Source organism: Thermus parvatiensis (assembly GCF_001535545.1).
In the GTDB taxonomy this organism is placed as follows: domain Bacteria; phylum Deinococcota; class Deinococci; order Deinococcales; family Thermaceae; genus Thermus; species Thermus parvatiensis.
Genome location: NZ_CP014141.1, coordinates 1,020,061 through 1,042,705, shown reverse-complemented (window position 1 = coordinate 1,042,705; position 22,645 = coordinate 1,020,061). Strand labels below are relative to the sequence as shown.

Here is a 22,645-nt window from a genome sequence, read left to right as displayed (position 1 = left end):
CAGGGCCCGGACCGCCTCCACGCCCTCATGGACGCACCACCAGGAGGGAGAGGTCCAAGGCCTTGGCCGAGTGGGTGAGGGCCCCCACGGAGACGTAGTCCACCCCGGCCTCCGCCGCCGCCTTCGCCCTTTCCAGGGTCATGTTCCCGCTCGCCTCCAGGGGAACCCTTCCCCTCACGCGGCGCACCGCCTCCCGGAGGGCCTCGAGGGGGAAGTTGTCCAGGAGGACGAGGTCGGCCCCGGCCTCCAAGGCCTCCTCCAGCTCGGCGAGGTCCCGGACCTCCACCTCCACCTTGAGGTAGTGGGGGGCGCGGGCCTTGGCCCGCCGCACCGCCTCGCCCACGCCCCCCGCCGCCCGGACGTGGTTCTCCTTGATGAGGATCCCGTCAAAGAGGCCGTAGCGGTGGTTCCTCCCCCGCCGACCCGCACGGCGTACTTCTCCAGGGCGCGAAGCCCCGGGGTGGTCTTGCGGGTGTCCAGGATCTGGGCCTTGGTGCCCGCGAGGGCCTCCACGTAGGCCCGGGTCAGGGTGGCGATTCCCGAAAGCCTCTGCAGGAGGTTGAGGGCGAGCCTCTCCCCGGCGAGGATGCCCCGCAAGGGCCCCCGGATCCGGGCCACCTCCGTCCCCTCCGCCACCCTCGCCCCCTCCGCCACCAGGGGGGTGAAGGCGGTGCGTGGGTCCGCGAGGGCGAAAACCCGCTCCGCCACCCAAAGCCCCGCGAGGACGCCCTCCTCCTTAGCGAGGATCACGGCCTCGCCCTCGAGGTCCTCCGGAACCACCAAAAGGCTCGTGAGGTCCCCCTGCCCCAGGTCTTCCCGAAGCCAAGCCCTTAGGGCCTCTTCCAAGTCGCCTTGCCAAAGCGCCTCCCCGACCACGCCCCCCATTGTAAGGAGGAGGCTTTTCCCCTTCGGCCTCCCGCCCTAGCCTGGAGGGGATGGGAAACCGCCTAAAAGCCGCCCGCAGCCCCTACCTCCTTGCCCACGCGGAAGACCCCGTGGACTGGTACCCCTTCGGCGAGGAGGCCTTCCGCAAGGCCCAGGCCGAGGACAAGCCCATCTTCCTCTCCGTGGGTTACGCCAGCTGCCACTGGTGCCACGTGATGCACCGGGAAAGCTTCCAGGACGAGGAGGTGGCCCGCCTCCTCAACGCCCACTTCGTCCCGGTGAAGGTGGACCGGGAGGAACGGCCCGACGTGGACGCCGCCTACATGCGGGCCCTCGTGAGCCTCACCGGCCAGGGGGGCTGGCCCATGAGCCTCTTCCTCACCCCGAGGGCAAGCCCTTCTTCGGGGGCACCTACTTCCCCAAGGAGGACCGGATGGGCCTTCCCGGCTTCAAGCGGGTCCTTGTGGCCGTGGCCGAGGCCTGGGCGGGGAAGCGGGAGGCCGTCCTGGAAGAGGCGGAGCGGCTAACCCGGGCCCTCTGGAAAAGCCTCACCCCGCCCCCGGGCCCCCTTCCCGAGGGCGCGGAGGAGGAGGCCCTGGACCACCTGGAGCGGGCCTTTGACCCCGAGTGGGGAGGGTTCCTCCCCGCCCCCAAGTTCCCCCAGGGGCCCCTCCTCCTCTACCTCCTCGCCCGGGCCTGGGAGGGGGAAGAGCGCGCCGCGCGCCTCCTCCGCCCCACCCTGAGGGCCATGGCCCTCGGGGGGTGTACGACCAGGTGGGCGGGGGGTTCCACCGCTACAGCGTGGACCGCTTCTGGCGGCTACCCCACTTTGAGAAGATGCTCTACGACAACGCCCTCCTTGCCCGGGTCTACCTCGGGGCCTACAAGCTCTTTGGCGAGGACCTCTTCCTGCGGGTGGCCCGGGAGACCCTGGACTGGCTCCTCTCCATGCAGCGCCGGGAGGGCGGCTTCCACACCGCCCTGGACGCGGAAAGCGAGGGGGAGGAGGGGCGCTACTACACCTGGACCGAGGCGGAGCTTAGGGAGGCCCTGGGGGAGGACTTCCCCCTGGCCCGGCGCTACTTCGCCCTGGGGGAGGACCTGGGGGAGAGGTCCGTCCTCACCGCCTGGGGCGAGGCCGAGGTGAGAGAGGCCCTGGGGGAGGGGTTTTTCGCCTGGCGGGAAGGGGTGCGGGCGAAGCTCCAAGGGGCCCGCAGGCGGCGCATGCCCCCCGCCTTGGACGACAAGGTCCTGGCGGACTGGTCCGCCCTGGCGGTTAGGGCGCTGGCGGAGGCGGGGAGGCTTTTCGGGGAGGAAGCCTACCTCGAGGCGGCCAAGAGGGGCGCCCGCTTCCTCCTCGCCCACATGTACCGGGGAGGCCTCCTGCGACACACCTGGCGGGGAAGCCTGGGGGAGGAGGCCTACCTCTCCGACCAGGCCTTCGCCGCCCTGGCCTTTTTGGAGCTCTACGCCGCCACGGGGGAGTGGCCCTACCTGGACTGGGCGCAGAGGTTCGCGGAGGCGGGCTGGAGGCTCTTTAGGGAAGGCCCTTCCCTCCCCCTCCCCGCCAAGGAGGTGGAGGAGGGGGCCCTCCCCTCGGGGGAAAGCGCCTTGGCCGAGGCCTTGGTCCGGTTGGGGGCCGTTTTCGGCGGGGACTACCGGGAGCGGGCGGAGGAGGTCCTGGCGGAAAAGGCCCGTTGGTTGGCCCGCTACCCCCACGCCCTCCCGGGGGCGCTCCTGGCCAAGGCCCTTTGGGAAAGGGGCACGGAACTCGCCCTGCCCCTGCCCTCCCCTCTCCTCGAGGCCGCAAGGGGGGCCTTCCTGCCCCTCACCCAGCTGGTCCTGGGACCCGCCGGGGCGCTTCCTGCCCTCGAGGGCCGGGAGCCGGGGAAGGCCTACGTGTGCCGGAGGGGGGTCTGCCTCCTCCCGGTGGAGCGGTGGGAGGAGGTGGAGGCCCGGGTGCGGGGAGATGGTTAGTGAGGCTTTTCACGATAATATCCGCTTGTGCGTTCTTTCTCCCCTTGTTGCTTGACCCCGCCCCGCCTTCCGGCTAAGCTACTACCGACCGTTCGGTAAGGAGGACCCCATGCCCGAAGCCTGGATCGTGGAAGCAGTAAGGACCCCCATCGGCAAGCACGGAGGGGCCCTCGCCTCCGTGCGCCCCGACGACCTCCTCGCCCACGCCCTCTCCGCCCTCATGGACCGCTCCGGCGTCCCCAAAGAGGAAGTGGAGGACGTCTACGCCGGCTGCGCCAACCAGGCCGGTGAGGACAACCGCAACGTCGCCCGCATGGCCCTCCTCCTCGCCGGCTTCCCCGTGGAGGTGGCGGGCTGCACCGTAAACCGCCTCTGCGGCTCCGGCCTGGAGGCCGTCGCCCAGGCCGCAAGGGCCATCTGGGCCGGCGAAGGCAGGGTCTACATCGGCAGCGGCGTAGAGTCCATGTCCCGCGCCCCCTATGCCGTCCCCAAGCCCGAGCGAGGCTTCCCCACCGGCAACCTCGTCATGTACGACACCACCCTGGGCTGGCGCTTCGTCAACCCCAAAATGCAGGCCCTCTACGGCACGGAGAGCATGGGCGAGACCGCCGAAAACCTGGCGGAGATGTACAAGATCCCCCGGGAGGAGCAGGACCGCTTCGCCCTCCTCTCCCACCAGAAGGCGGTGCGGGCCTGGGAGGAGGGACGCTTCAAGGACGAGGTCGTCCCCGTCCCCGCCAGGCGCGGCAAGGAAGAGGTCCTCGTGGAGCAGGACGAGGGCCCCAGGCGGGACACCTCCCTGGAGAAGCTCGCCGCTCTCCGGCCCGTCTTCCGCGAGGGGGGCACGGTGACCGCAGGGAACTCTAGCCCCCTAAACGACGGGGCGGCGGCGGTCCTCCTCGTCTCCGACGACTACGCCAAGGCCCACGGCCTGAGGCCCCTCGCCCGCATCCGCGCCATCGCCGTGGCCGGCGTACCCCCAAGGATCATGGGGATCGGCCCCGTGCCCGCCACGGGGAAGGCCCTGGAGCGGGCAGGCCTTAGCCTCTCCGACCTCGGCCTCATTGAGCTCAACGAGGCCTTCGCCGCCCAAAGCCTCGCCGTCCTTCGGGAGTGGGGCCTAGACATGGAGGACCCCCGCCTCAACCCCAACGGCGGCGCCATCGCCCTGGGCCACCCCCTGGGGGCCTCCGGGGCCCGCATCCTCACCACCCTGGTCCACGAGATGCGGCGGCGAAAGGTCCAGTTCGGCCTCGCCACCATGTGCATCGGCGTGGGCCAGGGCATCGCCGTGGTGGTGGAGGGGATGGGCTAAGCCTTAGGCCCCTCCCCTCCCCGGGGGCTGGAGGGGGGTCTTCGGCCATCTTGTGCTTTTATTCACGATTTCACCCGCTTGTGAAGCATATCTCCACCCCGGGCCGGACCTGCCCCAGGAGCCAGAGGTCCCGGGGGTCCACCAGGGCGGGCTTGGCGTACCCCCCGAGGCTCCCCTTGTCGGCGAGGAGCACCAGGGGCCTCCCCGAGGGGGGCACCTGGACCCCGCCGAGGGGGGTGGGCTCGGAAAGCCCCTCCCCGCCAGGGACCTCCGGCCCCAAAAGCTCCACCCCCACCCGGTCCGCCCGCGCCACCCGGAAGGGGCCGGAGCAAAGGGCCCTAAAGGCCTCCCCCGCAAACTGGGGCCCGGGGAGGAGGCGGAGGCGGAAGGCCTCGGGGAGCGGGCGCTGGGGAAGGCCCTCCCGGGGCGGACCGGGCGAAGCGCCTCGAGGCCCAGGAGATCCCCTGCCCTCAAGGGCCTCCCGATCCTCCCCCGGAGGTCCGGGGAGGCGGAGCCGAGGAAGGGCCGGACCTCGAGGCCCCCCGCCACCGCCAGGTAGCCCCGCACCCCCGGGCCCCGGGGGCGGAAGCGGAGGGTCTTGCCCCGGGGCCAGAGGAAGCTTTGCCCCGGGGGGATCTCCTCCCCTTCCAGAAGGGCGACGAAGCCGTAGCCCGCGAAGGCGGCCACCAGGTCGCGGAGGGCGGTGAGGACGGGGCCTTTGTAGGCGAACTCCAAGAGGGGCGCCCCCGCCCCGTTGCCCACAAGCCGGTTGGCCAACCGGGCGGAAGGGGCGTCCAGGGGACCGGAGCGGGCGAGGCCGAGGTGCCCCCCGAGGAAGCGGCCCCCGTCCACCACCAGGTCCAAAAGCCCCGCCTCCTCCACCCGGATGGCGGGAAGGCTCGGCTCCTCGGGGAGGAGCTCCAGGGGGCGGGGCTCGGGCGGCGTGGGCCCCTCGGCCTCCAGGAAGCGCACCCGGTCCCCGGGGCGGAGGAGGAAGGGCGTCTCGCGGTGGGGGTCGTAGACGGCCACCAGGCTGGTCCCGATCAGGTTCCAGCCCCCGGGAGAAGGAAGGGGGTAGATCCCCGTCTGCACCCCCGCCACGGCCACGGCGTGGGCGGGCACCCGGGGCCTCGGGTGGGGCTTCCGGGGAAGGCGCAAGGCGGGCTCCACCTCCGCCAGGAAGGGGAAGCCCGGGGTGAACCCCAGGGCGTAGACGCGGTAGAGGGGCTTTTGGTGGAGGGCCTTCACCGCCTCGAGGGAGAGGCCCAGGCGGGAGGCCACCTCGGGAAGGTCCTCCCCGTCGTAGCGCACGGGGATCTCCACCACCCGCCCCTCCTCGGCCCGCTCCTGGGGAAGCCCCTTAAGAAGGCGCAAAAGCCGCCCTCGGGAAAGCCGCCTGGGGTCGTACTCCAGGTAGAGGATACTGTAGGCGGGCACGGCGTCCAGAAGCCCCGGAGGGGGGCGCGGAGGAGGGCCTCGGCCAGGGCGAGGGCCCTGCGGTTCGCCTCCTCAGAGACCCCCTCGCCGAAGCGCAGGTAAAAACCCCGGACCACCCCCTCACTCTACCGGAGCGGGCCTCCCCTTGAGCTCCCGGTCGGGAAGGAGGAGGACGAAGAACAAGGCCCCGAGGATGAAGAGGGCGCTATAGAGGAAAATCCGCCGCAGGGCCTCGGTGATGCCGAGACTCAAGGCCTCCTTGAGCCGGGCCTTCGCCGCCTCGAGGCCCGCCACCGCCTGCCGCGTGGCCTCCTCCAGGGCCCGCGCCTCGGCCTGGGCCAAGGCGGCCTCCACCGCCTCGGGCCCCAAGGCGCCCCGGGGAGCCCGGAGGAAGGCCTTTAGGTCCTCGGGGAGGGTGGGGTCCTGAAGGAGGGCCCTCCGCGCGGCCTCGTCCCCGGCCAAAGCGGCCCGCACCTCCTCCTTCAGGGCGGCGAAGCGGGCGGGGATCCCCCCGGGGGAGAGGCCCTGGAGGTAGGCCTTGGGGACCATGGGGTCCTGGAGGAGGGCCCGGTAGGCCGCCTCGTCCCCCCGGAGGGCGCGGGCGAGGAGGTCCTCGAGGCGGGCGAACTCCCGGTCCAGGTCCAGGGCCATCCCCTCCCCGCCCCGGGCCAGGGCCGGGGCGCCCGCCGCCCCTTGAGGGAAGGCGGCCTTCAGGTGGTCGGAGAGGGCGCCGGCGAGGACGGTGCCGAGGAAGGCCACCCCTATGGTGGCGCCGATCTGGCGCATGAACTGCACGGCGCTCGTGGCGCTCCCGAGGCGGTTCATGGGCACGTCGTTCTGGGCGGCGATGTTGAGGAGGCTCTGGGCCGGGCCCAGGCCGAGCCCCGTGAGGAAGAAGAGGAAGACGGCCAGCCAAAGGGGCGTGTCCACGCGGAGGAGGAAGTGAAAGAGGAGGAAGATCCCGAGGAGGAAGAGGGCGCTCCCCAAGACCAGGCCCTTGTACCGCCCGTGGCGGGCGGCGAGCTGCCCTCCGCCCACGCTCCCCAGGATCACCCCGAAGGTGAGGGGCAGGACCGTCACCCCGCTTTGGCTCGCCGAGACCCCCTTGACCACCTGCAGGTAGAGGGGCAAAAAGGCCACCGCCCCAAGAAGGCGGGGCCGTAGAAGAAAGCCGCCAAGGCGGAGAGGGAAAAGGTGGGGATGCGGAAGAGCGAAAGGTCAAAGAGGGGATGGGGGGACCGAAGCTGCGAGGCCACCCAGACCCCCAGGCCCACCCCTGCCCCCAAAAGGAGGCCCAAGACCACCGGACTCCCCAGGGGTAGGTGCTCCCGCCCCAGGAGAAGGCCAGCATCAAGGGCACGGTCCAGAGGACGAGCAGAAAGGCCCCCAGGAAGTCAAAGGGCTCCCGGTGGGCCGGCTTCAGCCTGGGCATGTAGCGCAGGATGAACCAAAGGGCCACCGCCCCCACGGGCATGTTGATGTAGAACACCCAGCGCCAGGAGAGGTGGTCGGTGAGAAGCCCCCCAAGCCACGGGCCCACCGCCGAGGAAAGCCCAAAGATGGCCCCAAAAGCCCCCGCCAGCCGCCCCCGCTCCCGAGGAGGGAAGAGCACGGCGATGGTGGTGAGGGCCAAGGCGAAAAGCGCCCCGCCCCCTACCCCCTGCAGGCCGCGGAAAAGAATGAGCTCGGCCATGTTCTGGGAAAGGCCCGATAGGGCCGAACCCAGGAGGAAAAGGCCCACTGCCCAAAGCAGGATGGCCTTGCGGGAAAAAAGCTCCGTGAGGCGGCCGAAGATGGGGGCCGAGACCGTGGAGGTGAGGAGGTAGCTCGTGGTGACCCAGGCGTAGTACTCGGCCCCCTTGAGCTCCCCCACGATCCGGGGCATGGCGGTGGAGACGATGGTCTGGTCCAGGGCCGCCAGAAAAAGCCCCAGCAGGATGCCCACCATGGTGTAGCGCACCTCTTTGGCGTTCGGGGTAGGGTTCATTCCGCGTCCTCCTCCAGCTTGGCGAAAAGGCGCAAAAGCTCCGCCCGCTCCCCCTCTTGGAGGCGGGAGGCCCGCCGGGCGAAGGCCTCGGCCATGAGGGCCTCCGCCCGCCTCAAGGCCCTCGCGCCCTTCGGCGTGAGCCGGAGGCGGTGGCGGCGGAGGTCCTCCGGGTCCGCCTCCCGGGCGAGAAAGCCCGCCCGCTCCAGCCGGCGCACCATGTGGCTCACCGTGGGCGGGGGAAGGCCCATGGCCCGGGCCGCCTCCGAGGGGTAGGGGCGCTGGGAGAGCACCTTGAGGAGCCAGGCCTCGAGGCCCGAAAGCCCCAAAGGCCCAAGCCGCGCCTCCACCTCCTGGCGCAGAAGCCGCTGGAGGCGGAAGAAGCGGGCGAGGAGCTCCCAGTCCACGGGCGGCACTTTATTTCAGGGGAAACTTTTTGAATGTGAATCACCGCACCCTCCCCCGCTCCCCAAGCCCAGGCCGTGGTAGCATAGAACGGAAACATGCGCTGGCCCCTCTACGTCGCCCTGGCCGCCCTCGCCCTGGGGGCGGCGCTCGCGGGACTTCGGGAGAGCGCCGCCGTGCCCTGGCTCATGGTGGCCGTGGGCCTCGTGGCGAGCGTCTTCGGGCTCGGGGCGGGGCTTGCCGCCCTGGGCCTCGCAAGCCCCCTCCTCGCCTTCCAAGGGACCCTGGACCCCTCCTCCCTCGCCGCCCTCCTCCTCGCCGCCCTCCTCTCTGAGGGGGTGGGGAGAAGCCTGCGCCAGGCCCACCGCCGGGCCGAGTACCTGGCCCATACCCACAGGCTCCTCGCCGAGGCTCTGGAGGCCCTTCCCAAGGCCCAGAACCGGGAAGAACTCCTGAAAAGCCTCCCCGAGCGCCTCGCCCGCCTCGGGGAGCGGGGGCACGTGGGGGTGTGGGTGCCCGAGCGGCAGGGCCTCCGCCTCCTCGCCGCCCGCCCCTCCCTCTCCGTGGAGACCATCCCCTACGGGGGCGTGGTGGGCCGGGCCTACCGGGAGGGGAGGCCCGTGTACGTGCCCGACGTGCGCCGGGACCCGGACTACATCGCCCCCCGGACCACAAGGCCCTCGCCGAGCTCGCCCTTCCCCTCCGGGAGCGGGGGGAGGTGGTGGCCGTCCTCAACCTGGAGCGGGACCGGCCCTTCCCCGAGGAGCTCCAGGAGGACCTTAAGCGCTTCGCCCAGGCGGTGAGCCTCCAGCTTTCCCGCCTGGCGGACGAGGAGGAAAGGCGGCTCGTGGCGGAGCTCTCCCTCGCCCTGCAAAGCGCCTCCCGCCTCGAGGAGGCGGCGGCCAAGGCCCTGGCCCTCCTGGTGCGGGCCTTGGGCCTCGAGGCCGGCGCCTTCTGGGAGGTCCGGGGCGCCCGCATGGTGAGCCTCGCCGCCCACGGCGTGGAGGAGCCCGCCCTCCGCAAGGTCCTGGAGGAGGGCCTCCCTTACGGCGTGGGCCTCGCCTGGCGGGTCTACGAAACGAGAAGCCCCCTCTTCACCGCCCGCTACGCCGAGGAGGACCGGACCGTCCCCGCGCTAAAAGCCCTGGACTGGCGCACCTTCGCCGCCCTCCCCGTCCCCACCCCGGGGGCGCCCCGGGCGAGGCGGATTTTTGTGGTGGGCCAGAGGGCGGAAAGGCTTTGGCGGAGAAGCGAGGTGGACCTCCTCCTCCTCGCTTCCCGTACCCTGGGCCTCGGTCTGGAACGCCTCACGGAAAAGGCCCGGCACGAGGCGGTCAACCGGATCTTCCTGGAGCTTTTGGAAAAACCCCCGGAGGAGCTCTACCAGGCGGTCCTGGAAGAGGCCATCCGCCAGGTCCCGGGAGCGGAGGCGGGAAGCCTCTTGGTCTGGGAAGACGGGGCCTACCGCTACAAGGCGGCCTTTGGCTACGACCTGGAGGGCCTAAAGGCCCTGGCCTTCACCCGGGAGGCCCAGCTCAAATGGTACGGCCTGGGGGAGGAAAAGGCCCGCCAAGGGGAGCCCCGCCTCCTCAGCGTGGAGGAAAGGCCCATCGCCGAGATCAGCCACGAGACCGCCCCGCCCGAGGTCATAGACGCCGCCGGGAAGGCCCAGGAGATCCAGGCCAACCTCTGCCTCCCCATCCCCTACAAGGGGGAGGTCCTGGCCTACCTCAACCTGGACAACCTCCACGACCCCAACGCCTTCGGCGAGGACTCCCTGGAGGCCGCCCGCTTCTTCGCCACGCCCCTCGCCACCCTCCTCCACGAAATCCGCACCCGGAAGCTCCTGGAAGAGGCCGCCCTCACCGACCCCCTCACGGGCCTGCCCAACCGCCGGGCCTTTGACCGCTTCTTGGAAGAGGAGCTCAAGCGGGCGGAGCGCTACGGCTACCCCCTCTCCCTAGGGGTGATGGACCTCCGGGGCTTCAAGCAGGTGAACGACCGCCTGGGCCACGCCGTGGGGGACCTCGCCCTCATGAAGGTGGCCGAGGCCCTGCAAAGGGAGAGGCGGAACGGGGACCGGATCTTCCGCTGGGGCGGGGACGAGTTCGCCGCCCTCTTCCCCCACACCGGGAAGGAAGGGGCCATCAAGGCGGCCCTCCGCTACGCCCGGGCCATAGAGGCCCTCTGCTTTGAGGGGCTCTGCCTGGGGGTGAACATCGGCCTCGCCGCCTTCCCCGAGGACGGCAAGACCCCCGACGAGCTCCTCTCCGCCGCCGACAGCCGCATGTACCAGGCCAAAGCGCGAGGGCTCGCCGTCTTGGCTTGAGTCCGGGGAAGACCGGGCCCGGGGAGGGGAATCAAACGCGTACGAACCATGCCGCACAGGGTGCCTTCCCCTCTTGTCACCCCGTCCTCCTGACCCTCCTCCGGAAAGGGTTAAAGAGGTTGCCGGAGGCCTTGCGCGGTCGCGACGAGGCCCTGGAAAGCCCCTCAGACCGAAGGGATTGGGGACGAGGCCACCCTGGCCTACCTAGGCTTCCTCCTGGGGCGCCCCAGGCCTCTGCCCCAAAAGGGCAGAGGGGATGTGCTACCCTAAAAGGGGTACCGCTGTTTCGCCCAGGAGGTAGCGTGGCAAAAAGCACGCTGGTCGGCTTCCAGGCCCTCGTGGAAAACGCGAGGGACCTGGTCTACGTCCTGGACGCGGAGGGCGTGATCCGCTACGCCTCCCCCAACGTGCGCCAGGTCCTGGGCTACGACCCGGAAGGGTACGCCCGCGAGACGCTTTACGCCCTGGACTTCGTCCACCCCGAGGACCGCGCCTACGCCGAGGCCGCCCTAGAGGACCTCCTCCGCCACCCCGGGAAGACCCGGGAGTTCCGCCTGCGCCTCCTGGACGCCTGGGGGCGGGTGCGGAAGGTGCGGGTCTGGGGAAGGAACCTCCTGGAGGACCCTGCAGTCAGGGGGATCGTCATCAACGTCCACGACGAGACCGAGCTGGAAGAGGAGCGCGCCCGGCTGAAAAGCGTGCTGGAAGCTCTCCCAGGCGTGGTCTACCAGGCCCGGTTGGAGGAGGGCCAAGACCCCGCCTACGCCCCCTAATCTACGCCGCCCCCAGGCAGACGCGGGGGGTTCTGGGCTACCCGGCGGAGGCCCTCCTGGAAGACCCCGCCTTTTTCTTCTCCAAGGTCCACCCGGAGGACCGGCCCAGGCTGGAGGAGGCCGTGCGCCGGGCCGTGGCCCACCCGGGGGAGGTCCAGATCGCCACCTACCGCTTCCTCCACGGGCAGAAGGGGGCCTACGTTTGGCTCCGGGACACCGTGGTCTACGACCCCAAAACCCGGCTCCTCACGGGCTACACCTACGACGTGAGCGAGGAAGTGACCCGGGAACGGGCCCTAAAGGAGTCCGAGGCCCTCTTCCGCACCCTGGCGGAGACCGCCCCCGCCCTCATCCTGCTCTGGCAGGCGGAAGACCCCAAGGACCCCACCAGCGCCCGCCTCGCCTTCGCCAACCAGGAAGCCCTGCGCCTCACGGGCTACAGCCTGGAGGAGCTCAAGGCCAGGCCCATATGGAAGTTCGTCCATCCCCAAGACCGGGAGGTGGTGCGCGCCCGGGGCCTCGCCCGCCTAAAGGGGGAGGCCCCACCCACCCGCTACACCTTCCGCGTCCTCACCAAGGAGGGGCAGGTGCGCTGGCTGGACTACTCCGCCGCCCGGGTGGAGGTCCAGGGCAGGCCCGCCGTGCTGGGCGTGGGCCTGGACATCACCGAGGCCAAGGAGCGGGAAAGGACCCTGGAGGCCTTCGCCCAAGTGGCCCTCGCCCTCCGCCAGAGCGAGAACCTGAAGGAGATGATGGAGAGCGCCCTGGACGCCGCCTTGCGGATCACCGAGGCCGGCGCGGGCGCCCTCCTCCTCTACGAGGAAGACCCCCGCGCCTCACCGAGGAGGCCGCCCGGGGTTTCATCAGGCGCCTTCCTGGAGCCCCCAGGCTGGAGGAGAAAAGCCTTACGGGCCTCGCCCTCAAGGGCCAGGTGGTGTTGAGCCCCGACCTCAAGAACGACCCCCGCCTCCGGGAGGCCGCCCGCCCCACATCCCCGAGGGCTGGGCGGGCCTCGCCCACCCGCTCCTTGCAGGAAAGAACCCGGTGGGGGTCCTCCTCCTCGCCTGGCCCGGGGGGCGCCTTCCCACCCCGCCCGAGCTGGAGAGGATCCAGGTCCTGGCCGAGACCATCGGCAACGCCGTGCGCCGGGCCCAGCTTCGGGAGAAGCTCGCCAAGCGGGTGGCCCACCTGGAGGCCCTACGGCAGGTGAACCAGGCCATCCTCGCCTCCATGGACCTGGCCCCGAGCCTGGAGATCCTCCTGGACAAGCTCTTCCTCCTTCCTTTGGACGCCGCCGCCTTCTTCCTCTACGCGCCTCGGGAAAAGACCCTCCGCCTCGCCGCCCACCGGGGCTTCCGCACGCCGGTCCCCCCCAAACCCTCTTCCTCGGCCAGGGGCACGTGGGCCGAGCCGCCCTCACCGGGGAGAAGGTGGCGGTGGACGACCTTCGCCGGGAGCCGGGAAGCCACCCGGAGTTCACCCGCGAGGAGGGCCTGGTGGCGGAAAGGGCCTACCCCCTCCTCGCCCGGGGAAGCCTCCTCGGGGTGCTCGCCGTCTTCACCCGCAGGCCCTGGGACCTCCTGGGGGAGGACGAGGCCTTTCTGGAAGCCCTGGTGGGGCAGAGCGCCCTGGCCCTGGACAGCCTCAGGGTCCTCCGGGACCTGCAGAAGAGCCAGCGGGAGCTGGAGGCCACCTACGAGCTCACCCTGTGGGGCTGGGCCAAGGCGGTGGAGCTCCGCGACCAGGAGACGGCGGGGCACACGGAGCGGGTCACCGCCCTCACCCTGCGCCTGGCTGAGGCCTTGGGGGTGCCGGAGGAGGACCTGGACGACCTGAGGCGCGGGGCCATCCTCCACGACGTGGGCAAGATCGCCATCCCCGACAGGATCCTCCTCAAGCCCGGCCCCCTCACGGAGGAGGAGTGGGCGGTGATGAAGTTGCACCCCGTCTACGCCTACGAGTGGCTCTCCGGGATCCCCTTCCTCAAGAAGGCCCTGGAGGTCCCCTACGCCCACCACGAGCGCTGGGACGGCTCGGGCTACCCGAGGGGGCTAAAGGGCCTGGAGATCCCCCTATCGGCCCGCATCTTCGCCGTGGCGGACGTGTACGACGCCCTCACCTCGGACCGGCCCTACCGCAAGGCCTGGCCGAAGGAGAAGGCCCTGGCCTACATCCGGGAAGAGGCGGGCAAGCAGTTTGACCCCGAGGTGGTGGAGGCCTTTCTGAAGCTCATGGCCGAGGAGGCCTAGCCCGCAAGCCACCGGGCCCGCCAGGCGGCGAGGCCCTCCTCGGGGAGGCCCGCCCCCCGGACGGTGCAGGCCAAGGCGGAAAGGGCCACGGCCGCCTCCAAAGCCTCCCGCAGGCCCTCGAGGTCCAGGCCCTCCAAAACCCCCCCGCCCCGCCTGAGGAGGAGGGCGAGGAGGCCCGCCGTGAAGGTGTCCCCCGCGCCCACGGTGTCCACCACCCGCACCCGCACCCCGGGAACCCGCACCTCCCCTTCCCCGAGGAAGGCCAAAGCCCCCTCGGGCCCCAGGGTGAGGACCTTGAGCCTGGAAGGGAGGCGGCGCACGGCCTCCAAGGGCGCCTCGGGGAAGAGGAGGCGGGCGTCCTCCAAGGAAAGCTTCAAAAGGTCCACCCGCCCGAGGTAGGCCTCTACCCGGGCCCTTTCCTCGGGCGAGGGGAGGCCCCTGAGGTTGGGGTCGTAGGAAAGGAGGGCCCCCGCCCTCGCGGCCTCCTCCAAAAGGGCGGCCACCCCTTTCGCGGTGCGGGCCTCGAGGGCGAAGAGGGAGCCGAAGTGGAAGGCCCCCACCCCCCGCAAGGCGCCCGCCTCCGGCAGGAAGGGGGCCTGGAAGGAGCGGTGGAAGCTGTAACGGGCGTTCCCCTCCGGATCCAGACGGACGAGGGCCAAGGGCATGGGGCCGGGGTGGCGCTGAAGCTTTGGGTTCAGGCCCCTCCGGGCCATCTCCGCCTCGCTCCAGGCGGAAAGCCAGTCCTCCCCCACCTCGGAAAAGAAGCGAACGGGGTAGCCGAGCCGGGCGAGGACCGTGGCCGTGTTCAGGACCGAGCCGCCTAAGGCCCCGGTGAAGGTAAGGGGGCTTTCCCCCTCCAGGACCAAGTCCACCAGGCTCTCCCCCACGAGGGCGATGGCGGGCTTCTCCACCATGCGCCTATTATGGAGGAAAATGCGCCCCTTCCGGACCGCCTGGCTCGCCCTCCTCCTCGCGGCCTGCGCCCCCGCCCTTCTCGCCGTGGACCCGGGCCGCCTTCCCGAGCCCGAGGACTGGGACCCCAAGCCCGCCCAGCTGGAGTGGTGGTACGCCTCGGGGTGGGCGGAGCCCTACGCCTTCCACTTCGCCTTCTTCAAGGCCTACGCCCCGCCCTCCTACCGCATCCTGGGCCTCCCCGGAAGCCTCTTCGGGCCCTTCCACGCCGCCCACCTCGCCCTCACCGACCTCCGCACCGGGAAGCGGCGCTTTTTGGAGGTGGCGGACCAGGACCTCTTCGCCAAGAGGGGCGAGGCCCTGCCCGGCCCGCGGCTGGCCCTCATGGGGTGGCGGTTTTACCGGGAGGGGGAGGGGTTCCGCCTCGAGGCGCCGGGCGTGGACCTCCGCTTCCGTCCCCTGAAGCCTCCCGTGGTCCACCCCCCCTCGGGCACCGCGGAGACGGGGCGGATGCACTACCAGTCCTACACCCGGGTCGCCGCCTGGGGGGAGGTCCTGGGGGAGGAGGCGCGGGGGGAGGCCTGGCTGGACCACCAGTGGGGGGAACAGCTCTCCGGGATTGCCGCCACCTGGGACTGGTTCGGCCTCCACCTCTCGGACGGCTCCGAGCTCATGGCCTACCGGGTCAAGGGGGCCTCGGGGCGGGTGGTCCAGGTCCTGGCGAGCCGGGTGGACCCCCTGGGCAACAGGGAGGACCTCGCCCTGGACTTCCTTCCCTTGGAGACCTGGACGAGCCCCTCGGGCCGCGCCTACACCCTGGCCTGGCGCCTGGAAGGGCCGGAAATCGCCTTGGTCCTGAGGCCCCTCTTCCGCGAGGGGGAGATCCTCTCCCGCACCACCCGGGTGGCCTACTGGGAAGGGCCCGTGGCGGGGGAGGGCCGCTTCAGGGGCTACCGCGTCCGCGCCCGCGGCATGGGCGAGTTCGTGGCCGGGGCCTTCCGGCCGTAAGGGTTTTTACACGGTTTTCACACTCTCCCCCTACCTAGGGGCCTGGAGGCGGAGGCCGACGACTTCCTGAACCGCCCCTTTGACCTCACCGAGCTCCGGCTCCGGGTGAAGGGGCATCTGGAGCGGAGGCGGCTTCAAGAGAAGCTGGCGGACCTGGAACGGGCCCTCCTCGCCCTGGTGCGGGCGGTGGAGGCCAAGGACCCCTACACCGCAGGCCACGCGGAGCGGGTCGCCCGCTACGCCCTCCTGGGGGCGCGGGAGCTTGGGGCCGGTGAGGAGGAGCTCCGGGACCTCCACATGGGGGCGCTCCTCCACGACGTGGGCAAGATCGGCCTGCCCGACCGCATCCTTCGGGGAGAGGCCCCGCTTTCGGAAGCGGACTGGCGGCTCATCCAAGCCCACCCCGTCAAGGGGGACGAGATCCTCACGCCCCTGAAGGCCCACCCCCGCCTCCGTCCCTATGTGCGCTGGCACCACGAGAAGCTGGACGGCTCCGGCTACCCCGACGGCCTCACGGAGATCCCCCTCCTGGTCCAGGTCCTGAGCGCCGCCGACATGTACGACGCCCTCACCAGCCGCAGGACCTACCGGAAGGCCGTAAAACCCGAGGAAGCCCTGGAGGCCCTGGAGCGGGAGGCCCGGGAGGGGAGGCTCGCCCTCGAGGCGGTGCGGGCCTTGCGGTCGGGCCTCCGGCGCGGGGCCTCAGAGGCCGAGGGACACGTACTTCACCTCTAGGTACTCCAAAAGGCCCCACTTCCCCCCTTCCCGGCCGAGCCCCGAGCGCTTCACGCCGCCGAAGGGGGCCTGGGGGGTGGAGGGCACGCCGTCGTTCACCCCCACGATGCCGTACTCCAGGGCCTCGGCCACCCGGAAGGCCCGGGAGAGGTCCCGGGTGAAGACGTAGGCCGCAAGCCCCACGGGGAAGCCGTTGGCCCAGCGCACCGCCTCCTCCTCTTCCCGGAAGACCGTGAGGGGGGCCACCGGGCCAAAGGTCTCCTCCCGGAAGAGGAGGCTTTCGGGCCTCACGTCCAAAAGCACCGTGGGGGCGAAGAAAAGCCCCTTGGCCTCACCCCCGGCCACGAGCCTCGCCCCCTTGGCGAGGGCGTCTTCCACGTGGGTCCGCACCTTTCTAAGGGCGGCCTCGTTCACCAGGGGGCCGATGTCCGTCTCCTCCGAAAGGGGGTCCCCCACCTTCAGGGCCTGGACCCTTCTCGCGTAGGCCTCGGCGAAGGCCTCGGCCACCTCCGCCTGGACGAAGATCCGGTTGGCGGCCACGCAGGACTCCCCGGCGTTACGGAACTTGGCCCGAAGCGTCTCCTCCACCGCCCGCTCCAGGTCGGCGTCGGCGAAGACCAAGACGGGTGCCCCACCCCCAAGCTCCAAAGAGACCCGCTTGAGGGTCTTGGCCGCCTCCTCGTAGAGCCTCACCCCCACCTCGGTGCTCCCCGTGAAGGTGAGCTTGCGGACCCTTTCGTCCTCCAGGAAGGGGCGGGAGACCTCGGCAGGCCTGGAGGTGGGGAGGACTTGGAAGACCCCAGGGGGGCCCCCCGCCTCGAGGAAGAGCTTCGCCAGGTAGAGGGCGGTGAGGGGGCTTTCCTCCGCGGGCTTGAGCACGAAGGTGCACCCCGCCGCCAAGGCCGGGGCCACTTTTCGGGTCACCATGGCCGCGGGGAAGTTCCAGGGGGTGATGCCGTAAACCGGCCCCACGGGCTCGTAGCGCACCAGGATCCGCTTGTGGGGGAACTGGGAGGGGACCGTCTCGCCGTAGACCCGCTTCGCCTCCTCGGCGTACCACTCCACGAACCCCGCGGCGTAAGCCACCTCGGCCCGCCCCTCCTTGAGGGGCTTCCCCATCTCCAGGGCCATGAGCCGGGCGAGGGGCTCCTTGTGCTCCAGGATGCGCTCGTACCAGCGCCTGAGGACCTGGGCCCGCTCGTAGGCCGTGGCCCGGCTCCAGGCGGGGAAGGCCAAAACCGCCTCCTCCAAGGCCTCCCGCGCCTCCTCCTCCCCGCAGTCCGCCACCTCGGCCACCCGCTCCCCCGTGGCCGGAGAGACCACGGGGAACCTCCGCTCCAAGCGCCGCCACGCCCCGCCGATGAGGGCCTCCGTGGGTGCTTCCTTGACCTCCATACCCTAAGGCTACCCGAGGAAAGCGCCCCCCACCGTAACGCGGCCCCTTAGATCCGGAAGACCTTAGGGGAGAGAAAGGCCCTAAGGACCACCTCCCCGGGCCTGGGCCGGCCTTCCAGCCAGGCCACGCCCCCTTCTTGAAGAGGAAGCGTTCCGCCAGGGCCTCCCGGGCCGCGTCCTTAAGGCCCCGGACCACCTTGCGGCCCGGGCCGCCGCCTTCCGGGCCGGGGGGAGTGGCGGGTCTACCTCACCAGCGCCGACGCCATGCCCCGCAACTTCCAGAACCGCTTTGAGCTCCTCTTTCCGGTCTTGGACAAGGAGGCCAAGAAGAAGGTCCTCAAGGTGCTCAAGCGCCAGGTCCGGGACGACCGCAACAGCTTCTTCCTCACCCCCGAGGGAGAAAAGCGCCTCTGGGGAGGCCGCCACGACGCCCAGCGCCTGGAGCTATGAGGGGAGGGCCGCCAAGGCCTCCTCAAGCTCCGCCTCGCCGAAGGCGTGGACCCGCCCGGCGCGCAGGTAGACGAGCCGGGCCTCGGCCCTTACCCCCCAGGCCTCGAGGAGGGCCCGCCGGTAAAGGGCGAGCTGGAGGCGGTAGGCCTCGGGCCGGACCTCCCGGTCCGTCTTGTAGTCGTCCAGGTACCAGCGGTCCCCCACCCGGTAGACCCGGTCCAGCACCCCGTGCCAGACCGTCCCCTTGAGGGGAAGGACAAGGGGAAGCTCCCGGTAATCCTCCGCCCGCGCCTCCAGGGCAGGAAGCTCCCGCCCCAGCATCCCCCGGTAGCGCCGAAGCAGGGCCCGGACCTCGGCCAAAAGCCTCTCCCTCTCTTCCTCAGCGAAGGGGAAGGCCACCTCCTGGTGGAGGAGGGCCCGCATGGCCCTCCCGTCCTCCGGGTCCAGGTCCCGGGCGAGGGCGTAGTGGACCAGGGTGCCGAGGGCGCGGGCGAACCCGGAGACGGCCTCCCCCTCCAAGGCCTCGGCGAGGGGCTTGGGCTCCGCCTTCAGGTGGGCGCTCGGGGAGTGGACGAGGGGGAGGGGCTTTGGGGGAAGGAGGTGCTCGGCGTAGGGGGCTGGAGGCCCTTCCCGCCTCGCGGCGGGCGCCGGGCGGGGCGGCCTCCAGCCCTGGGGCACAGGGTGGCGCGCCACCAGGGGGTCCTGGCTTTCCGGGCCCAGGCCGAGCCTTTCCAGGGCCTGGGCCCAGGGGCTTTCCCGGCCCGAGCGGCTTCCGGTGACGAGGAGGACGTCCCGGGCCCGGGAGAGGGCCACGTAGAGGAGGCGGACCGCCTCCTCCCTCTGGGCCTGAGCAAGCCTTTGGGCGAGGTCCCGGTGGGCCCGAGTCCCCGCCACGGCCACCTCCCCCTCAGGCCCCACGAGGACGGGGGAGGCCGGGCCTGGCTCCCCTCGGGCCACGTCGTAGACGGCCACCACCGGCCACTCCAGCCCCTTGGCGGCGTGGACCGTGAGGAGGGCCACCCCTTCCCCACCCTCGGGAAGCTCGCTCGCCTCGGGGTCCAGGGCCCGGAGCCTGAGCCACTCCAGGAGGGCCTCCAGGTCGGGGAAGCGCTCCAGGCCCGCGAGGAGGAGGAGGGCGTCCAGGTTGGCCCGGGCCCGGGGGGAAAGCCGGGAAAGAAAGACCTCGTCCCGCACCAGGGCCTTGAGGGCCTCGAGGGGCCGCTTCCCGGCGAGGCCCCTCAGCCAGGCCACCCGGTCCCGCACCGCCTGGGGGAGGTAAGGAAGCGGGTCTTCCCGGAGGAGGGCCTCCTCCACCTCCCCGAGGTCAAGCCCCACGAAGGGGCTTCGCAGAAAGGCAAGGAGGGAGCGGCGCTCCTCGGGGCCCGGGGGCCCCTCGAGAAGGGCGAGCCGCAGGGCGTGGTAAAGGTCCCGGACCTCCAGGCGGTTGAAGAAGCTCTGCCCCCGGCGAAGGACGTAAGGCACGCCCCGGGCGCGGAAGGCCCGCTCCAAAAGGGGAAGGCTCGTGCGGCTCCGCACCAAGACGGCCATCTCCCCAAAGGCGTAGCCCTCCGCCTTCAGGGCGAGGAGGCGGCGGGCGAGGAGGTCGGCCTCAAACCGCCTCCTTTCCTCAAGCCCCGCCCCCCCTCCACCCAGTGGACCTCCACCCGGCCCTCGGCTTCCCTAAAGGGCCGCACCTCCACCCGCTCCTCCTCGGGAAAGAGGGCCACGAAGCGGTTCAGGAAAGCGGCCACCCTCCGGGCGTGGCGGCGGGTCTCGTCCAGGACCAAGACTTCCTCCGCCCGCTCCAGGGCCTCGCGGAAGACCTCCAGCCGGGCGTTGCGGAAGAGGTAGATGGACTGCTTCGGGTCCCCCACGGCCACCACCCGGGCCCCCGCCTCTTCCAGGGCCCCGAAGAAGCGCCCCTGGAGGGGGCTTGTGTCCTGGTACTCGTCCACGAGGACGTGGGGGAAGCGCGCCACCACCCGGGCGAGGGCCTGGGGGTGGCGGAGGAGGCGGAGGGCGAGGGCCTCGAGGTCCCCCGGGCCCAGGACCTCCTGGGCGCGGCGGCGGTACCGGTCCAGGGCTTTGCCGAAGAGGCGGACGAGCCCCTCCGCCCCTTCCAGGGGCCGAAAGGCCTCGGCCAGGGTCCGCCCCTGGTAGAGGCGGCGGAGGAAGGCCTCAAGCCCCGGGTCCTCCCCCAGGAGGTAGAGGAGGCTTCGCGCCTCCTCCAGGAAGAGGGCCTCGGCGAGGAGCTCGTCCACCACGGCGAAGTCCGGGTCCAGGGAGAGGAAGGGGGCCGCGTGGCGCAAGGCCTCCGCCATGAAGCCGTGGATGGTGCCGAAGACCGCCCCGTGGACCTCCCGGACCGCCCCGCCAAAGCCCGGCTCCTCCCGGGCCAGGGCCTCCACCCTCTTCCTCGCCCGGGCCCGAAGCTCCTCCGCCGCCTTGCGGGTGAAGGTGACGGCGGCGATGCGCCTTAGGGGCACGCCCCCCTTCACCAGGGCCAAAAGCTCCTCCACCAGGGTATGGGTCTTCCCCGTGCCCGCCGAGGCCACGTAGAGCTTCACTCCTCCTCCTTCCGGCAAAGGTCGGTGAGGCCGCAGGCGTGGCAGTGGGGCCCGGGCCTCGGGGGGAAGGCGCCCCAGGACCGGAGGGCCTTCTCCAGAAGGGGCTCCACCTCCTTGAAGGCGGGAAGCGCGTCCCCCTTGCGGTAAACTCCCTTCCCCACGGGCCTGGGCCTGCCCAGCCAGGGCCAGGCCCAAAGGTGAACGGCCTCCACGTCCTCCCGCTGGAGGAGGGCCTTGAGGGCGAGCCACTCCGTCCAGCGCCGCTTGGGGCTTAAGTCGGGCTCGGCCCCCTCGCCCAAGAGGCGGTAGAGGTGGACCGCCCGTCCCTCCCACCGCACCCCGTCCAGGCGGAGCCGGTAGCGCCGCCCGGGCCAGAGGACGTAAAGCCTCAGGCCCTGGAGGTGGGCCCCGTGGGCGCGAAGCCAGGGCCCCACCCGCCCGTCGGCGAAAAGCCCCCCCAAGGCCCCCAGGTCCACGGGGGAAGGCAGGGCGCGCCAGGGGCTTTCCTCCCCGTCCCGGAGGGGATAGCGCTCCAGGTAGGCCCTAAAGGGACACTCCAAATAGCGGCGGAGGGCCTCCACGTGGGGCGGGGAGGCGGGCGAGGTGGGGTGGGCGGGGCGGAAGGGGGCCTGGGGCAGGGCCTCGAGGCGGCTCGCCGGGGGCAGGGCCTCGGGCCGCTCCCCCGCCGCCAAGGGCTCCACAGGCCCCCCGGGCCCGGCCTCGGGGTAAAGGAGGACCACCTCCTCCCCCCGGGTGGAAAGCTCCTCCAAGAACAAGGGGTCAAGCCCGCGAAGCCGCCGGGGAAGGCCCTTCAGGAGGCCCTGCTCCCGCAGGTCCTCAAGGAGGAAGTAGTCCTCCCGCTCCCCCAGGGTGTACCGGCCCGCCACCCACTCCAGCACGTAGGCCCTCCGGGCCCGCACCCCCGTGGCCCTCAAGGGGGGGAGGACGGCCACGCCCCGGCCCACCTCCGGGGGCAGAACCTCGTCCAGGAGGAGGCTCCGCCACCAGGCCAAAGGCTCGCCCCGGTCCACCCGGAGGGCCATGCGGAAGCGGGAGAGGAAGACCTCTTTGGCCTCTACCCCCAAGGCCTCCAAGGCCGCCTCGGCCCAGGCCTCCGGGTCGGGGCCCGGGGTGCGGAGGCGCAAAAAGGCCTCCCACTCCGCCTCCAAACCCTCCCGCTCCGCCAAGGCCCTTAGGGCCTCCTCCCCGGCAAGCCCGAGCCTGAGCGCCTTCCGCCCCAAAGCGGAAAAGCCCAGGGCAAGAAGGTCCCGCCCCGTGGGGAAGGGGTTGAGGAGGGCGAGGACCCGCTCCCCTTCTTCCGTCTCCGCCAGGGCGCGCTCCCGGCCGTCCTCGAGGGGAAGGCCGTACTCGTCCTTAAGGAGCATGAGCCCGCCAATGCGCTCCGGCGGGGCCACCACGAGGACGTCCTCCGGGGCAAGCCCCTCCCCCCGAGCGCCTTGGGCGCCAGGGCCCGCTTCAGGGCCCGGAGGAGGTAGCGGGCCTCCTCCACGGGGTTGGCGAGGCGGAAGACCCGGCGGGCGACCGGACGGGCCTCGAGGACGCGGTGGGGGGCGCACCCCTCGGGGAGCACCTCCAGGGTAAGGAGGACGGGAACCCGTTCGGAAAGCCGCCGGAGGAAGCGGAGGTCCAAAGGCCCCACCTCCCGGAACCCGTCCACCACCACGAGGTCGGGCCAGGGGAAGAAGCGCAAGGGGGCTTTTAGGGCCCGGTGCCGGAAGTCGTCGTAGTCCAGGCTTCCCGCCTTCAGGCGCTCGTAGAGGCGGTAGACCCGCCTAAGCCGCCCGGCCTCCCCCTCCCTGGGCAGGGCGAAGGGGGAGATCCCGTACCGCTTCAGCTCGGCGATGGCCCGGGCGAAGAGCCGGGCCTCCCCCGGGGCCACGGGCCCCTCCCCGGCCCGACGCAAGGCCTCCCCCACCAAGGCCACCCGCCCCGCTCCGGGAAGGAGGGGCTTAAGCCACCCCGCCTCGGCCAAAACCCGGTAGTAGAGGGCCTGAAAGGAGAGGAACTCCAGGCCCAAAAAGGCCCCTTCCTCGGCCAGAAGCCGGTAAACATAGGCCCGCTGGTGGGGAAGCCCCACCCAAAAGACCCGGCCCCGCCTCCCGAGGACCTCCAGGGCCCACGCCAGCGCCAGACGGGTCTTCCCCGAGGCGGGCGGCCCCTGGACGATATGGAGGCCGGGCTTCATAGCGGCTCCATTCTACCC

General features: G+C 71.6%; 7 protein-coding genes and 9 pseudogenes. 8 read left to right on the top strand and 8 right to left on the bottom strand.

All coding sequences use genetic code 11. From position 1 onward, the window contains the following. Window positions 1–25: 25 nt before the first annotated feature. A pseudogene (nadC, locus tag AV541_RS05745) lies at window positions 26–885 on the bottom strand (carboxylating nicotinate-nucleotide diphosphorylase). Between the two features lie 50 nt (window positions 886–935). Between nadC and AV541_RS13565 the strand changes: the two are divergent. The 3 genes and pseudogenes from AV541_RS13565 to AV541_RS05735 form a co-directional block, all read left to right on the top strand. Then, window positions 936–1,363: pseudogene (locus AV541_RS13565) on the top strand (DUF255 domain-containing protein); the annotation flags it as partial. A 284-nt stretch (window positions 1,364–1,647) separates the two neighbouring features. Continuing rightward, window positions 1,648–2,862, top strand: coding sequence for a thioredoxin domain-containing protein (locus AV541_RS13560; RefSeq protein WP_420855397.1), 1,215 nt, complete (start codon window positions 1,648–1,650; stop codon window positions 2,860–2,862). Window positions 2,863–2,971: 109 nt separating this feature from the next. Further along, entirely contained in the window at window positions 2,972–4,177 is a 1,206-nt protein-coding gene (locus AV541_RS05735; RefSeq protein ID WP_060384461.1) for a thiolase family protein, read from the top strand. 70 nt (window positions 4,178–4,247) lie between these two features. Here the strand turns inward: AV541_RS05735 and pxpB are convergent. The 3 genes and pseudogenes from pxpB to AV541_RS05720 form a co-directional block, all read right to left on the bottom strand. Further along, window positions 4,248–5,730: pseudogene (gene pxpB / locus AV541_RS05730) on the bottom strand (5-oxoprolinase subunit PxpB). A gap of 4 nt (window positions 5,731–5,734) precedes the next feature. Then, window positions 5,735–7,601, bottom strand: a pseudogene (locus tag AV541_RS13090) (MDR family MFS transporter). After that, a complete protein-coding gene (locus AV541_RS05720; RefSeq protein WP_060384460.1) occupies window positions 7,598–8,005 on the bottom strand; it encodes a MarR family winged helix-turn-helix transcriptional regulator in 408 nt (135 codons plus the stop codon). Before AV541_RS05720 ends, AV541_RS13090 begins: the two are co-directional and overlap by 4 nt. A gap of 96 nt (window positions 8,006–8,101) precedes the next feature. On the opposite strand from AV541_RS05720, the pseudogene AV541_RS05715 reads away from it, so the two are divergent. Both AV541_RS05715 and AV541_RS13365 read left to right on the top strand, forming a co-directional pair. Further along, a pseudogene (locus AV541_RS05715) lies at window positions 8,102–10,332 on the top strand (diguanylate cyclase). 302 nt (window positions 10,333–10,634) lie between these two features. Further along, a pseudogene (locus AV541_RS13365) lies at window positions 10,635–13,354 on the top strand (HD domain-containing phosphohydrolase). Here AV541_RS13365 and AV541_RS05705 read toward each other — a convergent pair. Further along, on the bottom strand, window positions 13,351–14,268 hold the full coding sequence (locus AV541_RS05705; protein ID WP_060384459.1) for a PfkB family carbohydrate kinase: 918 nt from the start codon (window positions 14,266–14,268) through the stop codon (window positions 13,351–13,353). The pseudogene AV541_RS13365 and the gene AV541_RS05705 overlap by 4 nt on opposite strands. Before the next feature lie 19 nt (window positions 14,269–14,287). Here AV541_RS05705 and AV541_RS05700 point away from each other — a divergent pair, with 19 nt between their 5' ends. Then, complete coding sequence (locus tag AV541_RS05700; protein WP_008632397.1) at window positions 14,288–15,274, top strand: lipocalin family protein; 987 nt, start codon at window positions 14,288–14,290, stop codon at window positions 15,272–15,274. A 36-nt stretch (window positions 15,275–15,310) separates the two neighbouring features. Next, window positions 15,311–16,009, top strand: a pseudogene (locus AV541_RS05695) (HD-GYP domain-containing protein); the annotation flags it as partial. Here AV541_RS05695 and AV541_RS05690 read toward each other — a convergent pair. After that, on the bottom strand, window positions 15,977–17,404 hold the full coding sequence (locus AV541_RS05690; protein WP_060384458.1) for an NAD-dependent succinate-semialdehyde dehydrogenase: 1,428 nt from the start codon (window positions 17,402–17,404) through the stop codon (window positions 15,977–15,979). The pseudogene AV541_RS05695 and the gene AV541_RS05690 overlap by 33 nt on opposite strands. Before the next feature lie 264 nt (window positions 17,405–17,668). Between AV541_RS05690 and AV541_RS05685 the strand changes: the two genes are divergently transcribed. Next, window positions 17,669–17,854, top strand: a complete 186-nt coding sequence (locus AV541_RS05685) for a hypothetical protein (RefSeq protein WP_060384457.1) — start codon at window positions 17,669–17,671, stop codon at window positions 17,852–17,854. Here AV541_RS05685 and AV541_RS05680 read toward each other — a convergent pair. Further along, a pseudogene (locus AV541_RS05680) lies at window positions 17,849–20,421 on the bottom strand (UvrD-helicase domain-containing protein). The gene AV541_RS05685 and the pseudogene AV541_RS05680 sit on opposite strands and share 6 nt — an antisense overlap. Next, a pseudogene (locus tag AV541_RS13555) lies at window positions 20,418–22,627 on the bottom strand (PD-(D/E)XK nuclease family protein). Before AV541_RS13555 ends, AV541_RS05680 begins: the two co-directional pseudogenes overlap by 4 nt. Window positions 22,628–22,645: the final 18 nt, after the last annotated feature.